Source organism: Methylogaea oryzae (assembly GCF_019669985.1).
Lineage (GTDB): Bacteria > Pseudomonadota > Gammaproteobacteria > Methylococcales > Methylococcaceae > Methylogaea > Methylogaea oryzae.
Genome location: NZ_AP019782.1, coordinates 2,720,724 through 2,744,899, shown reverse-complemented (window position 1 = coordinate 2,744,899; position 24,176 = coordinate 2,720,724). Strand labels below are relative to the sequence as shown.

Annotated in this window: 16 protein-coding genes; 13 read left to right on the top strand and 3 right to left on the bottom strand. The window is 61.6% G+C overall.

Annotated features, from left to right (window positions below):
* Positions 1-302 precede the first annotated feature (302 nt).
* The 4 genes from K5607_RS11965 (at position 303) to K5607_RS11950 (ending at position 7,536) form a co-directional block, all read left to right on the top strand.
* On the top strand, positions 303-1,952 hold the full coding sequence (locus tag K5607_RS11965) for a diguanylate cyclase (RefSeq protein WP_221047130.1): 1,650 nt from the start codon (positions 303-305) through the stop codon (positions 1,950-1,952).
* Positions 1,953-1,972: 20 nt separating this feature from the next.
* Positions 1,973-4,705: a response regulator gene (locus K5607_RS11960; RefSeq protein ID WP_221047129.1), complete on the top strand. Its 2,733-nt coding sequence runs from the start codon at positions 1,973-1,975 to the stop codon at positions 4,703-4,705.
* A gap of 99 nt (positions 4,706-4,804) precedes the next feature.
* Positions 4,805-5,572 carry an Hpt domain-containing protein gene (locus tag K5607_RS11955; RefSeq protein ID WP_221047128.1) on the top strand — a complete coding sequence of 256 codons (768 nt, stop codon included), beginning with the start codon at positions 4,805-4,807 and terminating at the stop codon, positions 5,570-5,572.
* Positions 5,569-7,536 carry a hybrid sensor histidine kinase/response regulator gene (locus K5607_RS11950; RefSeq protein ID WP_221047127.1) on the top strand — a complete coding sequence of 656 codons (1,968 nt, stop codon included), beginning with the start codon at positions 5,569-5,571 and terminating at the stop codon, positions 7,534-7,536. The genes K5607_RS11955 and K5607_RS11950 overlap by 4 nt, the downstream gene beginning before the upstream one ends.
* Before the next feature lie 29 nt (positions 7,537-7,565).
* On the opposite strand, the gene K5607_RS11945 is transcribed toward K5607_RS11950, so the two are convergent.
* Together K5607_RS11945 and K5607_RS11940 are read right to left on the bottom strand one after the other, a co-directional pair.
* Entirely contained in the window at positions 7,566-8,408 is an 843-nt protein-coding gene (locus K5607_RS11945) for a hypothetical protein (protein ID WP_156302263.1), read from the bottom strand.
* A gap of 5 nt (positions 8,409-8,413) precedes the next feature.
* Positions 8,414-8,785 (bottom strand): hypothetical protein, encoded by a 372-nt coding sequence (locus tag K5607_RS11940; protein WP_054772669.1) that lies wholly within the window; start codon positions 8,783-8,785, stop codon positions 8,414-8,416.
* 202 nt (positions 8,786-8,987) lie between these two features.
* On the opposite strand from K5607_RS11940, the gene K5607_RS11935 reads away from it, so the two are divergent.
* From K5607_RS11935 to glnA, 4 genes are all read left to right on the top strand, one after another.
* Positions 8,988-10,049, top strand: coding sequence for an HD domain-containing phosphohydrolase (locus K5607_RS11935; protein WP_054772670.1), 1,062 nt, complete (start codon positions 8,988-8,990; stop codon positions 10,047-10,049).
* Between the two features lie 52 nt (positions 10,050-10,101).
* The gene (locus tag K5607_RS11930) at positions 10,102-11,139 is read left to right on the top strand and encodes a tRNA (5-methylaminomethyl-2-thiouridylate)-methyltransferase (RefSeq protein WP_221047126.1); all 1,038 of its coding nucleotides are present in this window, start codon (positions 10,102-10,104) and stop codon (positions 11,137-11,139) included.
* Positions 11,136-11,369 (top strand): sulfurtransferase TusA family protein, encoded by a 234-nt coding sequence (locus K5607_RS11925; protein WP_082411314.1) that lies wholly within the window; start codon positions 11,136-11,138, stop codon positions 11,367-11,369. The genes K5607_RS11930 and K5607_RS11925 overlap by 4 nt, the downstream gene beginning before the upstream one ends.
* Before the next feature lie 162 nt (positions 11,370-11,531).
* Positions 11,532-12,941, top strand: coding sequence for a glutamate--ammonia ligase (gene glnA, locus K5607_RS11920; RefSeq protein ID WP_221047125.1), 1,410 nt, complete (start codon positions 11,532-11,534; stop codon positions 12,939-12,941).
* Between the two features lie 235 nt (positions 12,942-13,176).
* On the opposite strand, the gene K5607_RS11915 is transcribed toward glnA, so the two are convergent.
* Complete coding sequence (locus K5607_RS11915; protein WP_054772671.1) at positions 13,177-15,456, bottom strand: patatin-like phospholipase family protein; 2,280 nt, start codon at positions 15,454-15,456, stop codon at positions 13,177-13,179.
* Positions 15,457-15,802: 346 nt separating this feature from the next.
* Between K5607_RS11915 and glnL the strand changes: the two genes are divergently transcribed.
* The 5 genes from glnL (at position 15,803) to K5607_RS11890 (ending at position 24,168) form a co-directional block, all read left to right on the top strand.
* Complete coding sequence (gene glnL, locus K5607_RS11910; protein ID WP_054772672.1) at positions 15,803-16,867, top strand: nitrogen regulation protein NR(II); 1,065 nt, start codon at positions 15,803-15,805, stop codon at positions 16,865-16,867.
* Positions 16,860-18,275 (top strand): nitrogen regulation protein NR(I), encoded by a 1,416-nt coding sequence (gene ntrC, locus K5607_RS11905; protein WP_221047124.1) that lies wholly within the window; start codon positions 16,860-16,862, stop codon positions 18,273-18,275. Before glnL ends, ntrC begins: the two co-directional genes overlap by 8 nt.
* Before the next feature lie 310 nt (positions 18,276-18,585).
* On the top strand, positions 18,586-19,929 hold the full coding sequence (locus K5607_RS11900) for a TolC family protein (protein ID WP_221047123.1): 1,344 nt from the start codon (positions 18,586-18,588) through the stop codon (positions 19,927-19,929).
* Between the two features lie 27 nt (positions 19,930-19,956).
* Positions 19,957-21,096 carry an efflux RND transporter periplasmic adaptor subunit gene (locus K5607_RS11895; protein WP_054772674.1) on the top strand — a complete coding sequence of 380 codons (1,140 nt, stop codon included), beginning with the start codon at positions 19,957-19,959 and terminating at the stop codon, positions 21,094-21,096.
* Positions 21,097-21,099: 3 nt separating this feature from the next.
* On the top strand, positions 21,100-24,168 hold the full coding sequence (locus K5607_RS11890) for an efflux RND transporter permease subunit (RefSeq protein WP_221047122.1): 3,069 nt from the start codon (positions 21,100-21,102) through the stop codon (positions 24,166-24,168).
* Positions 24,169-24,176 lie beyond the last annotated feature (8 nt).

Genomic DNA, 24,176 nt, shown 5'->3' with positions numbered 1-24,176 from the left:
CCCCGTTTGAATATGAGAAGCGTTCTTAATATCATGTCACGATTTAGTAATAATGCAAGCGATTCGCATTCGTGGGGGCGTTTCGACGCCTGTGGCGGCGGATGCAATACGTGATATCGCCCACACTATCTCTGTGGGATGATATGCCGGTTTTTTGTTCAAACTTTAGGCGCCGCCGAACGGCTGAAACGGGCGTCATTGCTGTGTCCGCGCGATTCGCGGGCGAAAAAGGGCGAGAGGGTTTATCCCGAGGTGGACGGACGTGGCGGGAGATTTCGTAAGATCATGGCGGAGACGAATTCATGACTGAGCCGTCGGCGATGGAGTTGCAGCGCCGTCTGCGCGGCTTACAGGAGGAGTACCTTCAACAGCTGCCGGCCAAGATACGTTCCTTGGTGGTGGCTTGGTCTTCCTTGAAAGATCAGCAGTGGGAGCGTCCGCTGTTGGAGAGCGTCTACCGCTTGGTGCACGGCGTGGCTGGGTCGGCCACCACTTTCGGTTTGGCGCAGGTCAGCGAAGCCGCCAAGGAGTTGGAGGCGTTATTGGCTTTGGCCAGGGTCGACGACTTCACTCCCGATCAGCAGTATTTCGAGGACGTGCAGTCCTCTGTGCTGAAATTGGTCAACGCTTCCCAGCGCGCCCGCGCCACCGCTTTGAAAGTGGTGGCCCCGCCGGACGCGCCCGCAGTGTCGGAAAGTGCCAACGAGGTTTACGTGGTGGAAGGGGACGATCACGTGGCCTCTGTGGTGGTCGCCCAATTGGGATATTTCGGCTACGAAGTGCGGCGCTTCGAGCGTTTCGGCGGTGTCGAGCAGGCGTTGCGCGAGCGCCGCCCGGTGGCCTTGGTGATGGGGATCGAGCTGCCCGACGGCAATGGCGCCGAGCTGTTGACGGCGTTGGACGTGGGCTTGGTGAGCGGAGTCGCGGTGGTGTTCATTTCTTCGCGGGACGATTTCGCCACGCGCTTGGCGGCGGTCCGGGCGGGGGGGGCGGCCTATCTCACCAAACCGTTGGACGTGGCCGCCCTGATCGACGTGTTGGATCGCTTCGCCGGGCGCAAGCCGGAAGAGGCCTACCGCATTCTCATCGTGGACGACTCGGCCACTTTGGCCAATTTCTACAAGCTGACCTTGGAGCAGGCCGGCATGGTGGGACGGGTGGTGACCAATCCCCTGGAGGCACTGGCGCATTTGCAGGAATTCAACCCGGACTTGGTGTTGATGGACATGTATATGCCGGAGTGCACGGGTGCCGAGCTGGCTACGGTCGTTCGCCAGTTCACGGTTTTCTTGAGTATCCCCATCGTGTTTCTCTCGGCGGAGAAGAATCTGGAACGCCAGCAAGAGGCCATGAGCCTGGGCGGCGACGACTTCCTCACCAAGCCGATTCAGCCGGATTATCTGGTGTCGGCCGTGGCGAGCCGCGTGCAGCGGGCGCGCGCCTTGCGTTCCATCATGTACCGGGACAGCCTGACCGGCTTGTTGAACCATACCGAGTCGAAAAAGCAGTTGGACATCCAGTTGTCCCGCGCCATCCGCAGCCAAATGCCCCTGGCCGTGGCCATGGTGGACATCGACCATTTCAAGTCGGTGAACGATACCTACGGCCATCCGGTCGGCGACCGGGTGATTCGCAGTCTGTCCCTGTTGCTGCAACAGCGGCTGCGCAAGAGCGACATCGTCGGCCGCTACGGCGGCGAGGAATTTATCGCCATTTTGCCGGACACGCCTTTGGAGGCGGCGGTCAAGGTAATGGACGAAGTGCGCGAGGCTTTCTCCAAAGTGGAATACCAGACGCCGCAAGGGACGTTCTACGCCAGCTTCAGTTGCGGCGTCGCGGCCTATCCCGATTTTGCCGGCCTCGACCGGTTGCTCGAACAGGCCGATCAGGCCTTGTACCGGGCCAAAAAAGCCGGGCGCAATCGGGTCAATAGTGCGGGAGAGCCTGTTTGACCGACCGGAATAACGCAGCGATGGGCGCGCATTTGGAAGCGTTGCGCGCCGGTTACCTGGAGCGGTTGCCGGAAAGGCTGCGGGCCGTCGCACTGGCGTGGGAGCGGGTATGCCGCGGCGAAGATCCCGCCGGCGCCGGCGAGGAGCTGCGCCGGATTTTGCACACGCTGGTTGGCTCGGCCGGGACGTTCGGCTGCCGTTCCGTGGCGGACATCGCCCGGCGTTTCGAAGGCTTGCTCAAGGAGGCGGAGGCGTGGGGCGGCGGCGAATTGTTCCAGCGGCAGGGCGCGGCTTATTTGCAGTGGCTGGAACAAGCGGCGGCCCTGGAAAAGGCGGCGGCCGTTTCGCCGGAGGGGATGGAGGACGACGGGCCGCTCGCGGCTGCCGCTCCGGCGCCGGCTTCCGTCGCCAACCCCGTCCATGCCGACAACGAATCCTGTTTGATCTATGTGTTGGACGACGACGCCCGCTTTGCGGCCAACCTGGCCTCGGGGTTGGGGGCGCAGGGATATCTCGTTGAGACCTTCGAGGGGCTGAAGGCACTGGAGGCGGCGTTGTCGCGGCGTATTCCTTGCGCCGTCATCGTCGACATGAATGTCAGCGAAGGCGACTTGGCCGGCGCGCGGCTCGCCGCCGATTTGGCGTCGCAAGGGGTGCCTGTCGTCTTCGTCTCCGAGCGCGACGATACGGCGGCGCGTTTGAGCGCGGTTCGCGCCGGTTGCCGCGCCTATTTCACCAAGCCGGTGACGGTGGGCGCCTTGGTCCGCGCGCTGAATTCCATTTGTGGGCGGGTCGTGGTGGACGCTTACCGTATCGGCTTGGTGGACGACGACGAATTCGGCGCTCTGCTGCATCGAAAGGCCCTGGAAAGCCACGGCATGACCGTGGAAACGGTGATCGATCCACTGACGGCGGTGGAAGTGTTCGACCGCTTCAAGCCGGAATTGATCCTGATGGACGTTTACATGCCCGGTTGCAGCGGTCTGGAACTGGCGGCGGTACTGCGTCAGCTGCCCAGGTACGACGACGTGCCCATCGTGTTTTTGTCGGCGGAAATGGATTTCGACCAGCGCTTGGCGGCGGTGAATCTGGGCGGCGACGACTTCCTGGTCAAGCCGATTACCCCGGCGCGCTTGGCGTCCGCCGTCTTGCCGAGGGTGCAGCGGGCGCGGCTTCTGCAACGCAGCAACCTGCGCATGCGCGAGGCCAGCCAAGCGGCGCGGCAATTGCAATTCGCCCTGGATCAGCATGCCATCGTCAGCATGGCGGACCGGGCCGGCAACATCACTTACGTTAACGACAAGTTCTGCCAAATCAGCGGCTACGCCCGCGAAGAGTTGCTCGGCAGAACCCATCGCTTGGTGAAAGGCGATCACGATCCCGATGTGTACGCGGATTTGTGGCGCACCATCGCCGAAGGCAAAGTCTGGCAGGGCGAGCTGCGCAATCGCCGCAAGAACGGCAGTTACTACTGGGTGGAAACCACCATCGTTCCCGTGGCGGACGAGGCGGGACGCTTCAGCCGCTATATTTCCATCCGCACCGACATCACCCACTTGCAGGCGATTCAGGAGCAATTGGTGTTGGCGAAGGAGCAGGCGGAGCGCGCCAGCCAAGCCAAGTCGGAGTTTTTGTCGCGCATGAGCCATGAATTGCGCACGCCGCTCAACGCCATACTGGGGTTTTCCCAGCTGCTGCAGTCCGATCCGGACGAGCCCTTGAGCGAGGAGCAGAACGAAAGCGTTCAGCAGGTGCTGAAAGCCGGCTGGCACTTGCTGGAGTTGATCAACGAAGTCTTGGACTTGTCCAAGATCGAGGCCGGCAAAGTCGACATCAATCCGGGCGCTGTGGCCCTGAGCGACGTGCTGGACGATTGCCGCGATTTGCTCGCCCCCCTGGCGGAGCCGCGCCGCATCACCTTGCACGAGGATATTTCCGGTTGTGCGGCGGCGTTTATATGGGCCGATCGCATGCGCTTGAAGCAGGTATTGCTGAACCTGCTGTCCAACGCGGTCAAATACAACCGGGAGGCCGGGCACGTGCACGTTTACTGCGAGCCGGTGGGCGACGACCGGGTGCGCATTTCCGTGGCGGACCAGGGCTGCGGCTTGAGCGAAGAGCAATTGAAACGCCTGTACGAGCCGTTCAACCGCTTCGACGCGGAACTGGGCGATGTGCAAGGCACGGGGATCGGGCTGGTGATCGCCAGGGGCTTGGTCACCGCCATGGGCGGTTCCATCGAGGTATCCAGCCGGCCGGGCGAGGGCAGCGTGTTCAGCGTGCTGCTGCCCCGCTCGGTCAACCAGGTCGCGGGCGGTGCCGACGAATCGTTGTTCAGCGACGACGCCGCTGCGGCGGACGCCCCGGCGCAAGCTTGCAACGTGCTGTACGTGGAAGACAATCCGGCCAACTTGAAAGTGGTGCAGCGCCTGTTGGCGCGGCGGCCGGCCGTCAAATTGTGGACGGCCGAGGACGGCCCCGCCGGCATCGCGTTGGCCCGCGTGGCGCGCCCCGAGGTGATCCTATTGGACATCAATTTGCCCGGCATGGACGGTTTCGAAGTGCTGCGCCGCTTGCGCGCCATGCCGGAAACGGCCGGCAGCGTGGTGCTGGCGCTCAGCGCCAATGCCATGCCGGACGATGTGGAGAAAGGCTTGGCGGCCGGGTTCCATCACTATCTCACCAAGCCCATCAAGGTCGCCGAGTTCATGGCGGTGCTGGATCGGGTTATGGACACCTTGGGAGGCCGCTGACATGCTTCGTGCGATCGTCGGCACTTTGTGGGCGAGGGCTTGCTCGCCGGACTATCGTCATGGAGCCGTTGGGTGATGCGGACGGCGAACGTTTCCTCCTTGAACGAGCGGTTCCGCAAGGCGTTTCTCGACGAATTGCCCGAGCGGCTGGAGGAAATCGAGAGAATGTTGCTGGCGCTGGAGCGCGGCGGCAGCCCCCACGATGCGCTGGCCGATTTATATCGCTCCGTTCACAGCATCAAGGGCAGCGCGGCCACCTTCGGCCAGCAGATCCTGGCCGCCATTTGCCATCCTTTCGAGGAGATCATCCAGGACGCCGATCAGGCCGAGACGTTGCCGCCCAGCCTGGTGGAGGTCGCCTTGGGGTATCTCGAACTGCTGCGGCACAGCGTCGCCGAAATCAAGCACGGCTGCGAAAACTTCGACGGTACGGAAAAAAAACTGGCGCGGCTGCACGAGCGCGCCTTTCAGCAGCGCTTTTCCGTTGCCATCGTCGCCAATTCGCGCACGCTGCGGCAGATTTGCTGCGAAACGGCGAAGGCGTTCGACGCCCGCGTGGTCGAGTTCGAGGACAGCCTGAACGCCATGCATCGCATACTCGGCGAGCCGTTTCATCTGGTGATCGTTTCTTCCGAGCTCTACCCCATGCGCGGCGAAGCTTTGATCGCCTCCATGAAGCTTTCGCGCCGGGCGCAAGCGCTGAAAGCCGTACTGGTGAGTTCCGACCGGGATAAAGCCGGTTTCGTGAAGCGGGATGTGGATCCCGATTTTGTTGTGTTGCGCGACACGCGGTTCCTTTCCCATTTACACGACGTCATCGGCGAAGTGTATGGGGCTTATGGCCGATCGGATAAAACAACGACATGAACACCTCCCCGCCCGCCGACGCGCTGCGCATCATCCTGGTCGACGACGACCGCACCTTGTCCCTTTACCATGCGGCGTTGCTGGAGGACGCAGGATTTGCGGTGCGCCACGCGCTCAAACCGTCCCTGGCGTTGGAAATGTTTTCCGGGTTCGATCCGGATCTGCTTATCGTCGATTTCCACCTGCCCGAAATGACCGGCCCGGAATTCGCCAGCCGCGTGCGGGACAGCTTGGCGGGGGAGGAGGCGGCCATCCTGCTGATTACCGCCGACGAGCATCGGGATACCTTGGTGGATGCCCTGAATCAGGGGATTTCCAGTTTTCTTTACAAGCCGCTCAATGCGGAAATATTCATCGCCATCAGCCGATCCCTGGCGGGCAACAGCCGCAAGCTGAAGGACTCCAAGCGCCGTCTGCTGGAAATGAATCAGGCGTTGGCGGAGCGCGAAATGCGCTATCGGCAGATGTTCGAGGGCAACGCCTCTATCGCCTACCTGCACGATCCCGACACCGGCCGCATCGTGGACGCCAATGCTGCGGCCCTGGCGTTTTGGGGGTATACGCGGGAGGAGCTGCGCCAGATGCCCATGGCAGCCATCGACGTGGCGCCGGCCGACATTCGCGCGGAAGGGTTCCGCAAGGTCGCGGAAGGCGCCGCTCGGCGTTTCGAGTGGCGCCAACGGCTGAAAAACGGCGAAATCCGCGACGTCGCGTTGTTCAGCGGCCCGCTGTTTTATCAGGGGAAAACCCTGGTGTATTCCATCGCCCACGACATCACCGAGCGCAACCGCCTGGCCAGTAGCATGATGGCCGCCAAGGAGGAAGCGGAACGGGCTAATCGGGCGAAATCGCAGTTCCTGTCCAGCATGAGCCACGAGTTGCGTACGCCCATGAATGCCATCATCGGCTTTTCCCAGTTGCTCGAGTTCGATCCGGCATTGAGCGACGAGCAGCGGGAATACGTGGGATTGATTCGCCAGGGTGGCGAGCATCTGCTGGAGCTGATCAACGACGTTTTGGACCTTTCCAAGATCGAGGCAGGCCATATCGAAATGGCGCTGGAGAATTTGTCCATGGCGTCGGTTTTGGGGCAATGCCTGGATCTCGCCAAGCCCATCGCAGCGAATTACGGCGTGACGCTGCATTTTCCCGAAGGCGACGCGGCCGGGCAAACGGTGCGCGCGGATCGGATGCGGCTCAAGCAGTGTTTGTTGAATCTGGTGTCCAACGCAATCAAGTACAACCGCCGCGGCGGCGAGGTTCGCGTCGAGTGCCGCGATTTGGACGGCCAGACGGTGCGCGTCAGCGTGGCGGATTCCGGGCTGGGCATTCCGCAAGAGCGCTTGGCGGAGATTTTCGAGCCTTTCAACCGGCTGCGCACCCAGTCGGATAACGTCGAAGGCACCGGCATCGGTTTGACCATCACCAAGCGCCTTGTCGAGTCCATGAACGGCAGCATCGGCGTGGAAAGTTGCGAAGGGCGCGGCAGCGAGTTCTGGATCGATTTGCCGTCGAGCGGCGACGACGCGGCGGTCGAGTCCGCCTCCGTGGCGGAAGAGAAGACGCCGACCGACCGGCACGAGTCGTCCGGCGCGTTGCGCACCATCCTTTATATCGAGGACAGCCCGGTCAATTTGACCCTGGTGCAACGGATCGTCAAAAAATACCGTTCCGCTTATCGCCTGGCGACGGCGGAACTGCCCAAGGAAGGCATCGACATGGCCCAAAGGCTGCGGCCCGATCTCATTCTGCTGGATATCACCTTGCCCGGCATGGACGGCTACCAGGTGTTGCGGCACTTGCGGGAGCGGGACGAGACGCGCGGCATCCCTGTGGTGGCCGTCAGCGCCAACGCCATGCCGGAGGATACTGCCGCCGCGCTGAAGGCGGGGTTTTGCCGTTACTTGACCAAACCCCTCAGCGTGAGCGAATTCCTCGCGGCATTGGACGACCTCCTCGTCTGATCCGCCACGGACTCAACGGGCCGGGCGATTTAGAACTTCCAGGCCGACAACGGACGGGTTTTATAGTCGGCGGGGAGTTCCACCGATTGGGGGGAGACCGCTTCCGAGGAAATTTGCGTCAGCGTGACCGTTTCCCGGTTGTTGCCGCTCAAGTTCCTCATTTCCACCGGCAGGCCGGATAACTTGGCGTCGTCCAGCGGCGGCAGCGGGAAGCCGAACTGCTGCGCCAGGGGGGCGGCTCGCTGCGCCAGTCGCTGCGCCTGCTGGCGCATGGCTTCCAATGTCGCGTAATCCTGCTCCGCCAGCGGCGTGGAGCCGGCTTTAGCCAGGCACAGTTCCGCCAGTTTGCCGCCGTTGCCCAACACCTCCAGGCGCTGGCAGGATATGCCCCCGACGACTTTGCCTCCGTTGGCGTGGAAGGACTGCTTGCCCGTCATTTTGCCGTTGTTCGGCTTGTTCAATTGCGCCAGGGCGCCTTCGCCGCCGATCATCTTTTCCAATTTCGCTCGTTGCTTGGGGGGCAGCAGCGATAGCTGCTCGGAAAAGCCGCGAGCCATCATCAGCATGGCTTGGGCCTGGTCCGTCAGCTGGATCACCGCGGCTTCGTCCACCGCCATGACGTTGCGGCGACGGTGGTCGATGACGTGAAACAGGTTCTGCGCGCGGTCGAAACGCAAGTCTTTGCCTTCGGCCGCCGCCGGCATGCCCAACAGGACTTTTCCTTCATGCACCAGCAGCCGCACCGGTTCGCCGCTTTGGGCTTTCGGGTTTTGCTGGCTGACGTTGAGGTTGATGACCGCGTCGGCCAACGCCGGCTGGGCGACGGTTAAGGCCATGGCGATGGCGCCGGAGAGACGATAGAGCGATTTCATGAAAGTCACCGTGGAGTATGGCCGGGCGGGGTGGTGTCGTCGGTCGCAGCGCTTCGCTGTGCCTCCCTGCGAGGGCGAATCAGCCAGAAGCCCAGGGCGGCGACTACCAACAAAGTATAGAAGGCCGGTGTGCGAGCGTCGACCAGCCACGCGGCGAAGCCGACCCAGGCGACGCTTTCCGTCAGCGACGCGCTGATCAGCAGGGCGAGGAAGTCGTTGCCGAGCCAGCGCTTGCGCAGCAGCAAGGCGGTGGCGGTGAGCGCGATGCCCACGGCGTACGCCACGTTGGCCAAGTCTTGCGGGGACAATGGCGGCGTGGCCGGATGGGGCATGGGTAAGGCGCTGAGGCCCAGGGGGATCGATAGGCCGGCCGCCATGGCCGACCAGAGCGCCCAAAGGGCGCGTGAGGCGTGCTGCGCTTGTGCTGGCGTTCGATGGGGTGTTGCGCCCATGGCGTGATGTTTCGCGGTTTTCCTGAGAGAAAGCCATTGTAGCCTGGCGGCGGGGACGAATATAATCCGCCGTTACACGTCCGTCCCGCTAGGCCGGGTGGGAATGGGGTTTAACAAGGGTTCGTGAGTGAACGGTCTCGAACAAAAGATTTTCGATGCTCGTATCCTGATTGTCGACGACAATCGGGCCAATATCGCATTGCTGGAAAAGCTGTTGCGCAAAGGCGGTTACAGCCACGTGGACTCGGTGAGCGATCCTCGCGAGGTGAAGGCGCTGTACGAAGCCAATCGCTACGATTTGATCCTGCTGGACATCCGCATGCCGCACTTGGACGGTTTTCAAGTGATGGCGCAGTTGCGGGAAAGCAAGGGCGACGACTACCTGTCCATTCTGGTGCTGACCGCCGAGTTGACCAGCGAAACCAAGCTGCGGTCCTTGCAGGAAGGCGCCAAGGATTTCCTTTCGAAGCCTTTCGATAGCGTCGAGGTGCTGGCCCGCGCGCGCAACTTGCTGGAAGTGCGCATGTTCCACAACTGGTTGCGGGACGAGAATCGGGTGCTGGAGGAGCAGGTTCGCCAGCGTACCCAGGAGCTGGAGTACACCCGGCTGGAAATCATCCGCCGCCTTGGCCGCGCGGCGGAATACCGCGATAACGAAACCGGCGCCCACGTCATTCGCATGAGCAAATTCTGCGCTTTGCTGGGCGGCCAGATCGGCTTGAGCGAGGAAGAATGCGAGCTGCTGCTCAACGCCAGCCCCATGCACGACATCGGCAAAATCGGCATTCCCGACCGCATATTGTTGAAGCCCGGCAAGTTGGATCCCGACGAGTGGGACATCATGAAAACCCACGCCGCGATCGGCGCGGAGATGTTGTCCGGGCACGATTCGACGTTATTGCAAATGGCTGAAATCATCGCCGCCACCCACCACGAGCGCTGGGACGGCAGCGGCTATCCCAAGGGCCTGAAGGGCGAGGATATTCCCCTGGTGGGACGCATCACGGCGGTGTGCGACGTGTTCGACGCGCTGACTTCCGAGCGGCCCTACAAGAAGGCCTGGAGCGTTGAAGAAGCCCTGGCGGAGATGGAAAAGCTGAAAGGCAGCCATTTCGATCCCATTCTGGTGGATCGCTTCCACGACATTCTGCCGCAAGTCTTGCAGATCAAGCAGCAGTTCCTCGATTGATTTCCATACCCACCGGTCGCCGCCGGTGCGTTTTTCCCTTTTCGTATCTTCCATGACGCAACGCAAAGCAGTAAGCCTGATTTCCGGCGGCCTGGACTCCATGCTCGCCACCAAGGTGGTGATGGAGCAAGGCATTCACGTCGAAGGCATCAATTTTTACACCGGTTTTTGCGTGGAAGGCCATACCCACGCCATCCGCAAGCAGGACCAGAACAAGCAGAAGCGCAACAACTCTCTATGGGTGGCCGAGCAGCTGGGCATCAAACTGCACATCATCGACATCATCGAAGAGTACAAATCGGTGGTGATCAACCCCAAGCACGGTTATGGTTCCAACCTTAATCCCTGCCTGGATTGCAAGGTGTTCATGGTGACCAAGGCGCGGGAGTGGATCGAGGAAAACGGTTTCGATTTCATCATCACCGGCGAGGTCATCGGCCAGCGGCCCATGTCCCAGCGGCGCGACACTATGCGGGTGGTGTCGCGGGATTCCGGCATCGAGGATCGGTTGCTGCGCCCCTTGTGCGCCAAATTGATGCAGCCGACCCTGCCGGAGCGGGAGGGCTGGGTGGATCGCGATAAGCTGTACGATTTCAACGGCCGCGGACGCAAGCCGCAAATGGCGCTGGCGCGCCGTCTCGGCATCGAGGATTACGCCCAGCCGGCCGGCGGCTGCTGTTTCCTCACCGACGAGAGCTATTCCCACAAACTGGCCGATTTATGGCAGGCGCGCGGCTCCAAGGAATACGAGTTGGACGACATCATGCTGCTGAAGGTAGGCCGGCACCTGCGTCCGAGGCCCAGTTTCAAGCTCATCGTGGCGCGCGAGGAAGGCGAAAGCAATTTTCTGCTAGGCTACCGCAAGTCGTATACTCATCTGTTTACCGTTAGCCACGGCGGGCCGCTCGTGCTGGTGGACGGCCAAGCGGGCGAAGACGATCTGCAGTTGGCCGCCCGTATCGCCGCCCGCTTCAGCCAGGGCCGCGACGCCGACCAAGTGGAAGTGGCACTGGTGGAGAACGGTGAAGAGCGCCGTATATTGGTGCAGCCCCTGCCGGCGGCGGAGCTGCCTCAGGAGTGGTATCTGTGACGGAAGAGCAGTTGGACGTGAAGGGCTTGCTTTGCCCCATGCCGGTGATTCGTACGCAAAATCGGGTGAAAACCCTGGCGGCGGGGCAGCGGTTGCGGGTGGTTGGCACCGATCCCGGTATGCTCAACGATATCCCCGCTTGGTGCCGCATCAACGGCCACCGGCTGGTGGTTGCCGAGCGCAACGGCGGTGAAATTGTCGTCGTGATGGAAGTCGGCTTGGACGGTTGATGACCAATAATGGTGCGCAGGGCACCATATTGGTGCAAAGAATGGACGAGGGGGAGTGCTGGGATGCGCTTAGTGGATGGGGTCGGCGCGAGTGGGTAATATGTGGTACGGAACCTGCTTTCTGTTGGCCTGGGCAAAAATTCTAATTATTCGGAGACAAACATGACACCAAAAGAAGTACTCCAGCTGATTAAGGAAAAAGAAGTTAAGTTCGTCGATTTCCGCTTCGCCGACACCCGCGGCAAGGAACAGCACGTCTCGGTGCCTGCGCATACGATCGACGAAGGCCTGTTCGAGGAAGGCAAGATGTTCGACGGCTCCTCCATCGCCGGCTGGAAGGGCATCAACGAATCCGACATGATCCTCATGCCCGACCCCTCCACGGCGGTCATGGACCCGTTCTTCGACGACGCCACCCTGATCTTGCGTTGCGACATCATCGAACCGGCCACCATGCAGGGCTATGAGCGCGACCCGCGTTCCATCGCCAAGCGCGGCGAAGCCTACCTGAAGAGCACCGGCATCGCCGATACCGCTTTCTTCGGTCCGGAAAACGAGTACTTCATTTTCGACGACATCCGCTGGGGCGCCAACATGCAGGGCGCTTTCTACAAGATCGACAGTCAGGAAGCCGGCTGGAACGCCGAAAAAGTCTACGAAGACGGCAACATGGGTCACCGTCCGGGCACCAAGGGCGGTTATTTCCCCGTCCCGCCGGTCGATTCCTTCCAGGACATCCGCTCCGCCATGTGTATGACCATGGAAGACATGGGCCTGGTGACCGAAGTGCACCACCATGAAGTGGCCACCGCCGGCCAGTGCGAAATCGGTACCAAGTTCAACACCCTGGTGAAGAAGGCCGACGAAACCCTGACCCTGAAATACGTCATCCAGAACGTGGCCCACGCCTACGGCAAGACCGCCACCTTCATGCCGAAACCCCTGGTGGGCGACAACGGCTCCGGCATGCACGTGCACCAATCCCTGGCGAAAGACGGCAAGAACCTGTTCACCGGCGACCTGTACGGCGGCCTGTCCGAACTGGCGCTGTTCTACATCGGCGGTATCATCAAGCACGCCAAGGCCCTGAACGCCTTCTGCAACGCTTCCACCAACAGCTACAAGCGTCTGGTGCCGGGCTTCGAAGCGCCGGTAATGCTGGCTTACTCCGCCCGCAACCGCTCCGCTTCCATCCGTATCCCCTACGTGATGAACCCGAAAGCGCGCCGCATCGAAGTGCGCTTCCCGGACAGCACCGCCAACCCGTACCTGGCCTTTACTGCCATGATGATGGCCGGCCTCGACGGCATCCAGAACAAGATCCACCCGGGCGACGCCATGGACAAGGACTTGTACGACCTGCCGGCGGAAGAAGCGAAAGCCATCCCGCAGGTTTGCCACTCCTTCGACATGGCGCTGGAAGCCCTGGACAAGGATCGCGAGTTCCTGACCCGCGGCGGCGTGTTCACCAATGACGTGATCGACGCCTACATCGAACTGAAGATGCAGGAAGTGACCCGCTTCCGCATGAGCACCCACCCGGTCGAGTTCGATATGTACTACAGCCTGTAAAAAGGCGGGCCTGTCCTGGACAGGCTTGGACGGTAGAGAAAAAACCCGCGTCGGCATCGGCCTGCGCGGGTTTTTTCATGCCCGCAAAGCCCCGCGCTAAGCGCAACGACAGCGCGGCGATCCGCGTGATTTGCCGCATGTCGACGCGGCCGTCTGTGCCTCGACGTGGCCTTGGCTTCCGTTTTGGCTTGAGGCGGCCTGACCTTCAGCACATTGGCGTATTTCGCTGTACTGGCTAAACGACGGGGTGTTCGCCAAAATCCTTTCCGATGGCCCGTACCGCCCGCTGGGTTTCGGCGTGGTTCCAGCCGGCCTCGATGGCGGCCTTTTGCTCCTTGGTGAGTTTCCAGGACAACGGCGGGTTGTAAGGTTTGTCTTTCAACACTTTGGCGCGCATGCCGGCGAATTTTGCCGCGGCATAATGGCGCGCCAGAACATAGTATTTATTCCAAGTATTGATTTGCGTGGTCCCCTGGCCGTCCGGCCATTGCAGCGCTGCTTTGACCCAGTCGAACTCCGGCCAAGGGATACTGAAGAATGGCGTTTTGGGGAAGGTGATTTCGTGCGGTTTGATGTCGATACCGACGCCGCCCCATTTTTTAACCAATTGGTCGATGCTTTCGGTATTTCTTTGCGCCTGGGTCGCGTCGCGAACATTGGCGATGGCGAATAGCGGGCCGAATACCGCCATAATCCATCCGGCCGGTTTGGCGTCGGCTTCGGTGGGCAAAGGGGTATCTGTCTTTGGAAACGCGTTGACGGTAATGAAAATGACGCGATGGATTTGGTGGTTTGCCGGATACCTTCGGTTGCGCTGTTCATCCAGTAGATAATCCAGCCAATCCACCGCACTGACGACGCCGAAATTGTCGAAATATCCGCCATCGGCGAGGTGGAAAACCTCAAGGCTGCTGGAACAGGTCGGATTGCTGTTGCGTGTGATGGGCGTTACATAAGGGAAAGTCGCCGACAGCAATGCCGCCGTGCTGACGTCGACGTCGTAGCTTGGAAATGTCGCCGTGAAATCCACCAGGGACGGCGATGTGGGATGCAGATCGACCGGGCTCAGTCGATAGGCGTAGCCGTTTTCGACGATCGTCGCGTTGAATACCGGAATCGGCAGCTCGCCGTCCATGACTCTTCCGCTCCAGCCGCGCAAGGTATCTCGACTATTTTGCAGGGCCGATTTCCAGCGCAGGTTGATGGCCGCGCCGCGATCCCTGGGATTGGTCCGTAAGAACGGCAGACCGACAAAACGCCAAAAGTCGGGATAGGCCAAGCCCCAACCGGTCGCTCCCAGGCTGTCTTCGGTGGCGGCATCGAAGATTTGCTGGAATTGATCGGGATCGGCGCAGCCGTTCTTAAACCGGTCGAGAGCGTACATGCTGCCGACCGAGCCACCGGAGACGGAGCTGATCAGGCCGACGGCGCGGATAAAGTCCTCGCCCAGCTTTTGCTGCAAGCCGGTCAACACCCTGGCCGTCCATCCGGCGGCTTGGATGCCTCCGCCGCTGGCGCAAACCACCACCAGTGTTTTTCGGTTCTTGCCCGGTTGGGAGTGCTCCAGCCGGGCGGCGACCGCCCGCAGGGAATCGATGTCGCCCGGTGCGGCGGCGGTTTCCCTGAGTTGATAAAAGTGGTCGACGCGGCATCGCCAGTAAACGAACGCGGAAAACGCCGCGAATAGTATCAGTACGGGGACGCGAAGATAGTCCAGGGAAAACGTCAGCACGCTGAAAACGGAAGACCACACCAGGATCAGTTCGAGCAAATAAAACAGCGCCGGGGCTTGTTTTTGCTTCGGTTGGTCATTGGGGCGGAACGCGATGAGCGCCGAAATATAAAGTATCGCAGCGACGATCAAAAGCGATGCGGCGACCAAGTGGCCGTGGGCCAACTGATTGTCGGCGAGGTAGCCATGATCGGGAGCGATCAAGAGCGATTTGAAAATATAAACCAGCGCTGCCTTTAGAAAGTCGCCGAATGGGTTTTCCGGAGTAAACAACACGATGGCGAGCAGCGTCAAGGCTCCCGCGCCGCCGTATATGGTTCCGCTATTCCTTTTGTTCACGCCGATTTCGGCTTCGGAATATTTGAAGGCGCACCAGCAGACCGGCAACGCGATAAAAATGGAGGCGACGGCCGAGAAAATGGCGGTCCAGGGTTGCGTCGCCGGCCATAAGGCAAACGGTTTTGGAATACCGAAGCGGGCTGGTGCATTGGCGATAATTACGTCGCCCATGGTGACGACGGCCAGGCTGGCCAACATGGCCATTACAATGACGCTGGCCAATTGCAGCTTGCTGTTCAGGACGAACAGGTTGGCGAGAAAGTTGGGTAGTAAATATAAGCTGATCGCTGGGAGAAACAGCAGTATGGCGGCCGACAGCAGGGGGACGCGCAGGTAAAATAAATATTGGGTAACGATAGGGAATAAATAAAGGAAAATGAGTATGGCGGCGATGGTTGCGGCCACCTTGCCGATGCAGGGGATGCAGGATTTTGTGCAGTCCATGGATGCTCTCCAAGCTTGAGGGATAATATTGAGGGAGGCGCATCGATGTCGCACGGCGCTTGCCCAGCAACGAAACAGTGGGTTTTGCTTGTCGTTATTCCGTTGCAAATCCCACGTCGGGTTTTCGCCAGGAACGCTACCAGCAACGCCTATGCTTGTCTGTCGTCCGAGGCTGACATGGGGCGTAGGTTCAGGACTACAAATCCTCCGCCCCATCCCAATCCATCCTTTTGCTAAGATGCACTAAAATGGTGCGTCCGGCGTGGCTTCGATGCCTAGCGCACCCTGCCGATTAAGGCCGGCGCTGCTGTTGCGTTGCTGGCCCGTAAATTGCTCAGCGGTTCATATGCAATCCATTCCCGCCACACTTCACCAACGCATCCTCGACCATTTGGCCGACGCCGTGCTGTTGTTCGGCTTGGACCACAAGCTGCGCTACACCAATATCGCCGGGGAAATGCTGTTCGCCCTCAGTTCCCGCCAGTTGCTCGGTCTACACGTGCACGAATTGTTCAGTGACGGGGCGGTGGAGCGGGACATGGGCGGCGCGCTGCAAAGCGGTGCGTCCATTACCCAGCACAACGTGGAGTTGCGCCGTCCCAAGCCGGCCGTGACGGTCAACCTGACCATCGTGCCGTTTTTCGACCACGATCGGGCCGACGGCGTGTTGCTCTACGTGCAGCAGGTGGATCGCCAGTTGCGGATTTCCATGGAGGAGCAATTGCTGGCCCAGCAGAACGCGGCGCGCATGGTGCTGCGCGGGCTGGCCCACGAGGTGAAGAATCCCCTGGGCGGCTTGCGCGGGGCGGCGCAGTTGCTGGAACGGGAGTTGCACGATGCGGAGCTGAAGGAATACACCCGTATCATCATGGAGGAGTCGGACCGCTTGCAGTCCCTGGTGGATCGCATGCTGGGGCCGAACAAGCCGCCGCGCAAGAGCCCGCTGAACATCCACAAGGTGCTGGAGCGGGTACGGCAGTTGGTGCAGGTGGAGGCGCCTTCCGGCGTGGTGATCCAGCGCGATTACGATCCCAGTATCCCGGATTTGTACGGCGACGCCGACCAGCTGATCCAGGCCATTCTCAACATCGTGCGCAACGCCGCCCAGGCGGTGGGCGAACGGGGCCACATCACGCTGCGCAGTCGCATCCACCGCCAGGTGACCATCGGCCACCAGCGCAACCGGTTGGCGGTGAAAGTGGACGTGATCGACGACGGGCCGGGGATTCCGCCGGAATTGTTGAATCAGGTGTTCTACCCCATGGTGACCGGGCGCGCCGAAGGGACGGGGTTGGGATTGTCCATTGCCCAGTCCCTCATCAACCGCCACGGCGGCTTGGTGGAGTGCAGCAGCGAGCCGGGCCGGACGGTGTTTTCGGTATTTTTGCCTTTGGAGAGCGAACATGAATAGCGTCGGCCGGGTGTGGGTGATCGACGACGACAAGTCGATTCGCTGGGTGCTGGAAAAGTCGTTGCAGAAGGCCGGTTACGAGGTGTCTTGTTTCGCCAACGCCAGCGGGTTGCTGCAGCAGGTGGCGGAGAACGGTCCCGACGTGATCGTCACCGACATCCGCATGCCGGGCATGGACGGCATCGAGTTGCTGCGGAGGCTGCAAGCGCAGTATCCGCAGTTGCCGGTGATCGTCATGACCGCTCACTCCGATTTGGAAAGCGCCGTGTCGGCGTTCCACGGCGGGGCGTTCGAGTACCTGCCCAAGCCGTTCGACATCGACGAGGCGGTGGCCCTGGTGGATCGCGCTTGCGCCCACGCTCAGCGGCAGGATTTGGACCAGGAAAGCCAGCGATTGACAGCGGAAAAGACGCCGGAAATCATCGGCGAGGCGCCGGCCATGCAGGAGGTGTTCCGCGCCATCGGCCGGCTGGCCCGTTCCAACATCACCGTGCTCATCAACGGCGAATCGGGCACCGGCAAGGAACTGGTGGCCCACGCCCTGCACCGGCACAGCCCGCGCTCGGCCAAGCCGTTCCTGGCTCTCAACATGGCCGCCATCCCCCGCGACTTGCTGGAGTCGGAACTGTTCGGCCACGAGCGCGGCGCTTTCACCGGGGCGCAGGGGCGCAGGATGGGGCGTTTCGAGCAGGCCGACGGCGGCACGCTGTTCCTGGACGAAATCGGCGACATGCCGGCCGAGCTGCAAACCCGCTTGCTGCGCGTGCTGGCGGAAGGGGAGTTCTACCCGGTGGGCGCCCACGCGCCGGTAAAGGTGGACGTGCGCATCATCGCTGCCACCCACCAGAACCTGGAAGGCTTGGTGGCGCAAGGGCGTTTTCGCGAGGACCTGTTCCATCGCCTCAACGTCATCCGCATTCACATTCCGGCCCTGCGCGAGCGGCGCCAGGATATTCCGCTGCTGCTCAAGCATTTCCTCAAGGAGGCCGGCGCCGAATTGGACGTGGAGCCGAAAGTGCTGCGTCCGGAGGTGATGGAATATCTGTCCAAGCAGGACTGGCCCGGCAACGTGCGCCAGTTGGAGAACACCTGCCGCTGGTTGACGGTGATGACCACCGGTCAGGAAGTCTATCTGGACGACTTGCCGCCGGAGCTGTTGCAGCCCAAAACCGCAACGGCCGGCGGCGGCGACGGCGATTGGACCGATCAACTGCGCGGCTGGGCCGAGGCGCGTTTGCGCACCGGCCAAATCAATATCGCCAAGGACGCCATCGACACGGCGGAAAGCCTGCTCATCGAAACCGCCTTGGAATACACCCATGGCCGCCGCCAGGACGCGGCGAAGCTGTTGGGTTACGGGCGCAATACCCTCACCCGTAAAATCAAGGAATTGAACCTCCCCGAATAGGGGGGCGCGTGCCGCTCGCCCCGCGGTCTGGGGCTTGCCGGACGTGGTTCTCGTTTTCGGCGTTCCCCGCGCCGATGGTCGTTTTTCCGTAATAAGCCCGTAACAATACCGTCATAGACTAAGCCCGCTTTCGGCTCCGGCTTGGTCGGCGCCGCCGCGCTTTCCCTTCGCTCCACTTCGCTTCTTGGCGATATGCGTCTGCCACGCACCAAATCTGCTACCATGGTATCGATCCAATACCGCTGAATGCGCAATGGAAACATGCCTAGGCCGCTTTGCCCGTTCACATGCCAACATGTTTAGACCGCCGATGAAACGCATTTTTCGTGGATGGATCGTCCTGGCCGTTCTGCTGCTTCCGTCGTTGTCCGCGGCGGCGGATACTGCGGCGACGATTTCGGAAGACGAGGCGCTGGCGTTGTTTTACCAGCGCAATTTGGACCTGATCGCGGCGCGCTACAACATCGAAGACGCCCAGGCCCAGGAAATCATCGCCGCCGCGATTCCCAATCCCACGATCGGCGTGCAGGTCATGGGGCTCACCGGCAAGGCCGGTTACAACTCCTCCGCCCTGGGATGCCGGCAAACCCCGGGGTACGAGTGCGGCCCAGGGCAGACTTATTCTTTTTCCCAGCTGATTGAAACGGCCGGCAAACGCGGTCTCCGCATGGAGAGCAGCGCCATCGGCTCCCAGGCGGCGGAAAGCGATTTTCGCAACGCCGTGCGGGTATTCAGCAACATGGTCCGCGATGCTTATTACGGGTTGTTGCTGGCGCAGAAGCAGCGCCGCTTGGCACGAGAACTCGTCAGCCATTACCAAGAAGCCGTGCGCAGTAACCGCTTGCGCCTGCAAGCCGGCGATATTGCCGAGGCGGAGTTTTTGCGTATCGACATGGAAGCGTTGAAAGCCCAATCGGACTTGGACAATGCCGAGGCGGCGGTGGAGCAAGCGCAAGCCAATCTGGCGGTCACCTTGAACTGGCCCGACAAAAGCATGCAGTTCGAAGCCAGGGAGCAATGGCCGCAGCTCAAGGACATCGGCCAGAATTCCGCCCGCGAGTCGCTGATCGACAAAGCGCTGTCCTTGCGGCCCGACCTGCGAGCCGACAGGCAGCGCGCCGACCAGGCTGACAAGGAGCTGGAGCTCGCCCGCCGGCTCAATTACCCCGACGTCACCGTCACCGGTGGCTATACCCACGATCCGGGCAACACCAACCTCAACAGTTCCTTTGTCGGCGTCAGCGTGCCCGTGCCGTTGTTTTATCAGCATCAGGGCGAAATCGGCCAAGCGGCGGTCAACCACAACAAAACGCGCTTGGCCGCGGAAGCGACGGAGCTGGCCGTTCGCAACGACGTGGTCGGGGCGTTGGCGGCATGGAAAAGCGCCGACAAAGTCGTGCAGCGCTTTGAAAGCGAATTGCTCGATCACGCCCGCAAAGTGCGCGACCGGGCCGAGTTGGCGTACCGGAAAGGCGCTTCCGGCGTGCTGGAGTTCATCGACGCGCAACGCAGTTACAAGGCGGCGATGCTGGATTACGACGCGGCGGCGATCAATCGCATCAACGCTTACTACGATTTGGCCAAGTCGTTGGGGATAGAGCCCAACGGCGAGTTGACTCCGGACGAGGGATATTCCCATGAAAATCGACGTTGATCGCCGGCGGGGCGACGAGGTGCGGCCATGACGCGAATTGCGGTGTTGGCCGTTGCGGCGCTGCTAGGGCTCGCCGCTTGCCACTCCGACGGCGGCAACGTCGCGCAAGAGGGCAAGGCGAAGGTCATCGATGGCCAGGTCGTGTTGCCGGCCGGATCGCACAAGCTGGCCTATATCAAGGAACGGGTGTTGGAGCTGTCCCCCAGGCCGTTGATGGAGCCGGTGGCGGGCAAACTGACCTATGACGATACCCGTACGGTGCATGTCACTTCGCCCATCGCCGGCCGCGTGGTGTCGTCCTTGCCGTCGTTGGGCGCGTCGGTATCGGCGGGACAGCCGCTCATCGAGCTGGACAGTCCCGAACTCGGCCAGGCGCAAACCGACTATGCGGACGCCTTGGCCGATCTGCGCATGATGGAGCGGGCTTACCGGCGCAGCAAGGAGTTGTACGAAGGGCAAGTCGCGCCGCGCAAGGATTTCGAGCAGGCCCAGGACAACTTCGCCCGTTCCCAAGCCGAAGTGCAGCGCACCCGCATGCGTTTGGCCAATTTGGGCGTAGCCAACGGGCAAGTGGATAACCGGTTTTCGTTGCGCTCGCCCCTGGCCGGCCTTATCACCGAGCGCAACGTCAATCCGGGGATGGAAGTCAGGCCCGACCTGGCCTCGCCCCTGTTCGTGGTGTCGGACATCAGCCAGCTGTGGGTGCTGGCCAACGTGTATGAAAAAGACCTGGGGCTGATCCACGTCGGCCGAGAGGCGAGGGTGAGCGTGCCCGCTTATCCCGGCGAGGTTTTCGTCGCCACCGTGGGGCATATCGACCAGGTGGTGGACGAGGCCACCCGCACCGTGCGCATCCGTTGCGTGTTGCCCAATCCCGACAGGCGTTTGTTGCCGGGCATGTACGCCACCGTCGACGTGCATGGCTCGCCGGAGGAGCGGGCGGTGGTGATTCCCTTGACCGCGGTGTTCACCGAAGGGGATTCGGACTCCGTGTTCGTCGCGCTCGGCGGCGGCCGCTTTCAACGGCGCGACATCAAGATCGGCTTGCGCTTGAAGGACATGGGCGTGGTCGAGCAGGGCCTGCAAGCCGGCGAGCGCCTGGTGACGGAGGGCGCGTTGCTGTTGCGCGCCGAGGAAGCCAATGCGCAGGAAGCGGCAGGATCTTAGCCCGTGATTTATCGTCTACTGGTATTTTGCCTGCAACAGCGCCCGTTGGTGATGGGCGCCACCCTGGCGCTGGCCATGCTCGGCGTGCTTTCTTTCGAGCAGCTGCCGATCCAGGCGTTTCCCGACGTGCAGAACGTCTTTGTCCAGGTGGTCACCCAGTTCCCCGGCCAAGCGCCCGAGGAAGTGGAAAAACTGGTCACGCTGCCCATCGAAAAGGAAATGAACGGGCTGCCGCATTTGATCAACATGCGTTCCGTGTCCATTTTCGGCCTGTCGGTGGTGACGCTCACTTTCGACGACAGCGCGGAGGATTATTTTTCCCGCCAGCAGGCGCTGGAGCGCTTGGCTCGCGTGGACATTCCCTCCAGCGTGCGCCCGGTGCTGGGGCCACTGACCACCGGGGTCGGCGAAATCTACCGCTACGTCATCGAGGCCAAGCATACTCCGCTGTTGGAGCAGCGCGCCTTGCAGGATTGGACCATCGAACCGGCCCTGCGCACTGTGCAGGGCGTGGCCGACGTGGTGTCTTTCGGCGGCGGGGTCAAGCAGTACCTGGTGGAGGTGTTTCCCGATCGGCTGCGCAATTTGAAGCTCACCGTCGACCAGGTGTTCCAAGCGATTTCCGCCAATAACGCCAATACCGGCGGCGGCTATATCGACGACGGCGACGAGGCTTTGGTGGTGCGCGGCATCGGCTCCTTGTCCAGTGCCGAGGAAATCGGCGGCGTCGTGGTGGATAGCCGCGACGGCGTGCCGGTGCGGGTGAAGGACGTCGCGCGCATCACCGTCGGCCCGCAGCCGCGGCTGGGCATCGTCGGCTTCAACGGCGACGCCGACGTGGTGGAAGGCGTGGTGCTGCTGGTCAAAGGGCGGGACGCCGTGGAGGTGCTGGACGGCGTCAAGGGCAAAATCGACGAATTGAACAGCCACGGCCTGCCCCCCGGCGTGAAGATCAAGCCCATTTACGATCGCACCGATCTGGTGCGGCATACGGTGCACACCGTGGAGCACAATATGCTCGAAGGCGCGGTGCTGATTCTGGCGATCCTGGTGGTATTCCTGCGCCACACCCTGGCGGCGGTGATCGTTACCCTGGTGATTCCGCTGTCGTTGCTGTTCGCTTTTATCCTCATCAGCGCGCAGAACATTTCCGCCAATCTTATCTCCCTGGGCGCCATCGATTTCGGCGTGATCGTGGACAGCGCCGTGGTGCTGGTGGAGGCTCTCATGGTGCGCACTACCCTGGAGTTGCGCGACAACGCCAGCCTGCCCCATATCCGTCAGTCCATGCTGCTCACCGCCGCCGACATGGGCCGCCCCATCCTGTTCTCCAAGGCCATCCTCATCACGGCGTTTCTGCCCATCTTCACTTTCCAGCGGGTGGAGGCGAAGATTTTCTCCCCCATGGCTTACACCCTCAGTTTCGCCCTGCTGGGCTCGCTGATCGTGACGTTGACCTTGATCCCCGTGTTGCTCAGCTATTTGCTGGGGCCGCGCTTGGCGGAAAAACACAATCCCCTGGTGCATTGGATGGAGCAACGCTACGGCCGTGCGCTGGCCTGGGTGCTGGACCAGCCGCGCAAAATGCTCGTCGCCTCGGTGAGCGCGCTGCTGCTGGCTTTGGCGTCCATGCATTGGATCGGCACTGAGTTCATGCCCAAACTGGACGAGGGCAATATCTGGCTGACCATTACCCTGCCGACGCCCATTTCCCGCAGCAAGGCCAAGCAAATCGAACAGGACGTGCGCAGCCGGGTGGCGGAGTTCGACGAGGTCAAATCGGTTTTGACCCAGTTGGGCCGTCCCGAGGACGGCACCGACCCCAAGGGCTACAACAACCTGGAGGTGCTGGTCGACTTGCAGCCCAAGGAGACTTGGCGCTATTCCGACAAGGATGAGCTGGTGAAAGCGATGAACGCCAAGCTGGAGATCTTCCCCGGCATCCAGCTGAATTTCTCCCAGGTGATCCAGGACAACGTCGAGGAGGCCATTTCCGGCGTCAAGGGCGAAATCGCCGTGAAAATTTTCGGCGACGATTTGAAAGTGCTGCAGGAAAAGGCCAATCAAGTCACCGACATCCTCAAGAAAACCCGTGGCGCCACCGACGTGGCGGCGGAACAACAGGCCGGCCTGGCGCAGATGCTGGTGCGCATCGACCGCGACAAAATTTCCCGCTATGGGCTTAACGTTGCGGACGTCGAGCGGGTCATCGAGATCGGCGTCGGCGGCAAGGCCGCCACCCAAATGCTTGAGGGGTCGCGCCGTTTCGACATTTCCGTGCGGCTGGCCGGCGAAGCGCGCGGCTCGGTGGCGGACCTGGAAAACCTCGCCGTCGCCACTCCCGACGGCGCCAGCATCCCCTTGGCCCAATTGGCGGACATCAAAGTCAACCAGGGCGCTTCCCGCATCAGCCGCGAGGACAACATGCGCCGCATCGCCATCAAGTGCAACCTGATCGACCGGGATCAAGGCAGCTTCGTGGCCGAGGCCATGGAAAAAGTGGCGCAGGAGGTGGATTTGCCGCCGGGTTACCGCATGGTGTGGAGCGGCCAGTTCGAGAACCAGCAGCGCGCCATGAAGCGGCTCTATGTCATCGTGCCGGTCAGCTTGTTGTTGATTTTCGCCTTGCTGTTCTGGACGTTCCATTCGGTCAAAAACGCCGCCCTGATCGTCATGAACGTGCCTTTCGCCTTGATCGGCGGTTTGGTGGCGCTGCTGTTGACCGGCATCAACCTCAGCGTGTCGGCCGCCGTGGGATTTATCGCCCTGTTCGGCATCGCGGTGCAGAACGGCGTCATCCTGTTGTCCCAGATCAATCAACTGCGCCGGGAAGGCAGCGGCTTGCACGACGCCGTCATGCGGGGATCCATCAGCCGCTTGCGGCCGGTCATCATGACCGCTTTAATGGCGATGCTGGGCCTGCTGCCGGCCGCCTTGTCCACCCAGGTGGGCGCCGAGACGGTCAAGCCTTTCGCCGTGGTCATCATCGGCGGGCTGGTGAGCGCGACCCTGTTGACTTTGACTTTGCTGCCCCTGCTGTATCGACATTTCGAGGAGAGGGGCGAGCCGTGACGCCGAGG

What these genes read in the sequence shown, in the direction of transcription:
- ntrC (WP_221047124.1), top strand. Translation starts at nt 16,860, where the DNA reads ATGAATAGCGTCGGCCGGGTGTGGGTGATCGACGACGACAAGTCGATT.
- glnA (WP_221047125.1), top strand. Translation starts at nt 11,532, where the DNA reads ATGACACCAAAAGAAGTACTCCAGCTGATTAAGGAAAAAGAAGTTAAG.
- K5607_RS11960 (WP_221047129.1), top strand. Translation starts at nt 1,973, where the DNA reads ATGGGCGCGCATTTGGAAGCGTTGCGCGCCGGTTACCTGGAGCGGTTG.
- K5607_RS11915 (WP_054772671.1), bottom strand. Translation starts at nt 15,456, where the DNA reads ATGGACTGCACAAAATCCTGCATCCCCTGCATCGGCAAGGTGGCCGCA.
- K5607_RS11965 (WP_221047130.1), top strand. Translation starts at nt 303, where the DNA reads ATGACTGAGCCGTCGGCGATGGAGTTGCAGCGCCGTCTGCGCGGCTTA.
- K5607_RS11930 (WP_221047126.1), top strand. Translation starts at nt 10,102, where the DNA reads ATGACGCAACGCAAAGCAGTAAGCCTGATTTCCGGCGGCCTGGACTCC.
- K5607_RS11950 (WP_221047127.1), top strand. Translation starts at nt 5,569, where the DNA reads ATGAACACCTCCCCGCCCGCCGACGCGCTGCGCATCATCCTGGTCGAC.
- K5607_RS11895 (WP_054772674.1), top strand. Translation starts at nt 19,957, where the DNA reads ATGACGCGAATTGCGGTGTTGGCCGTTGCGGCGCTGCTAGGGCTCGCC.
- K5607_RS11940 (WP_054772669.1), bottom strand. Translation starts at nt 8,785, where the DNA reads ATGGCGGCCGGCCTATCGATCCCCCTGGGCCTCAGCGCCTTACCCATG.
- K5607_RS11945 (WP_156302263.1), bottom strand. Translation starts at nt 8,408, where the DNA reads ATGAAATCGCTCTATCGTCTCTCCGGCGCCATCGCCATGGCCTTAACC.
- glnL (WP_054772672.1), top strand. Translation starts at nt 15,803, where the DNA reads ATGCAATCCATTCCCGCCACACTTCACCAACGCATCCTCGACCATTTG.
- K5607_RS11900 (WP_221047123.1), top strand. Translation starts at nt 18,586, where the DNA reads ATGAAACGCATTTTTCGTGGATGGATCGTCCTGGCCGTTCTGCTGCTT.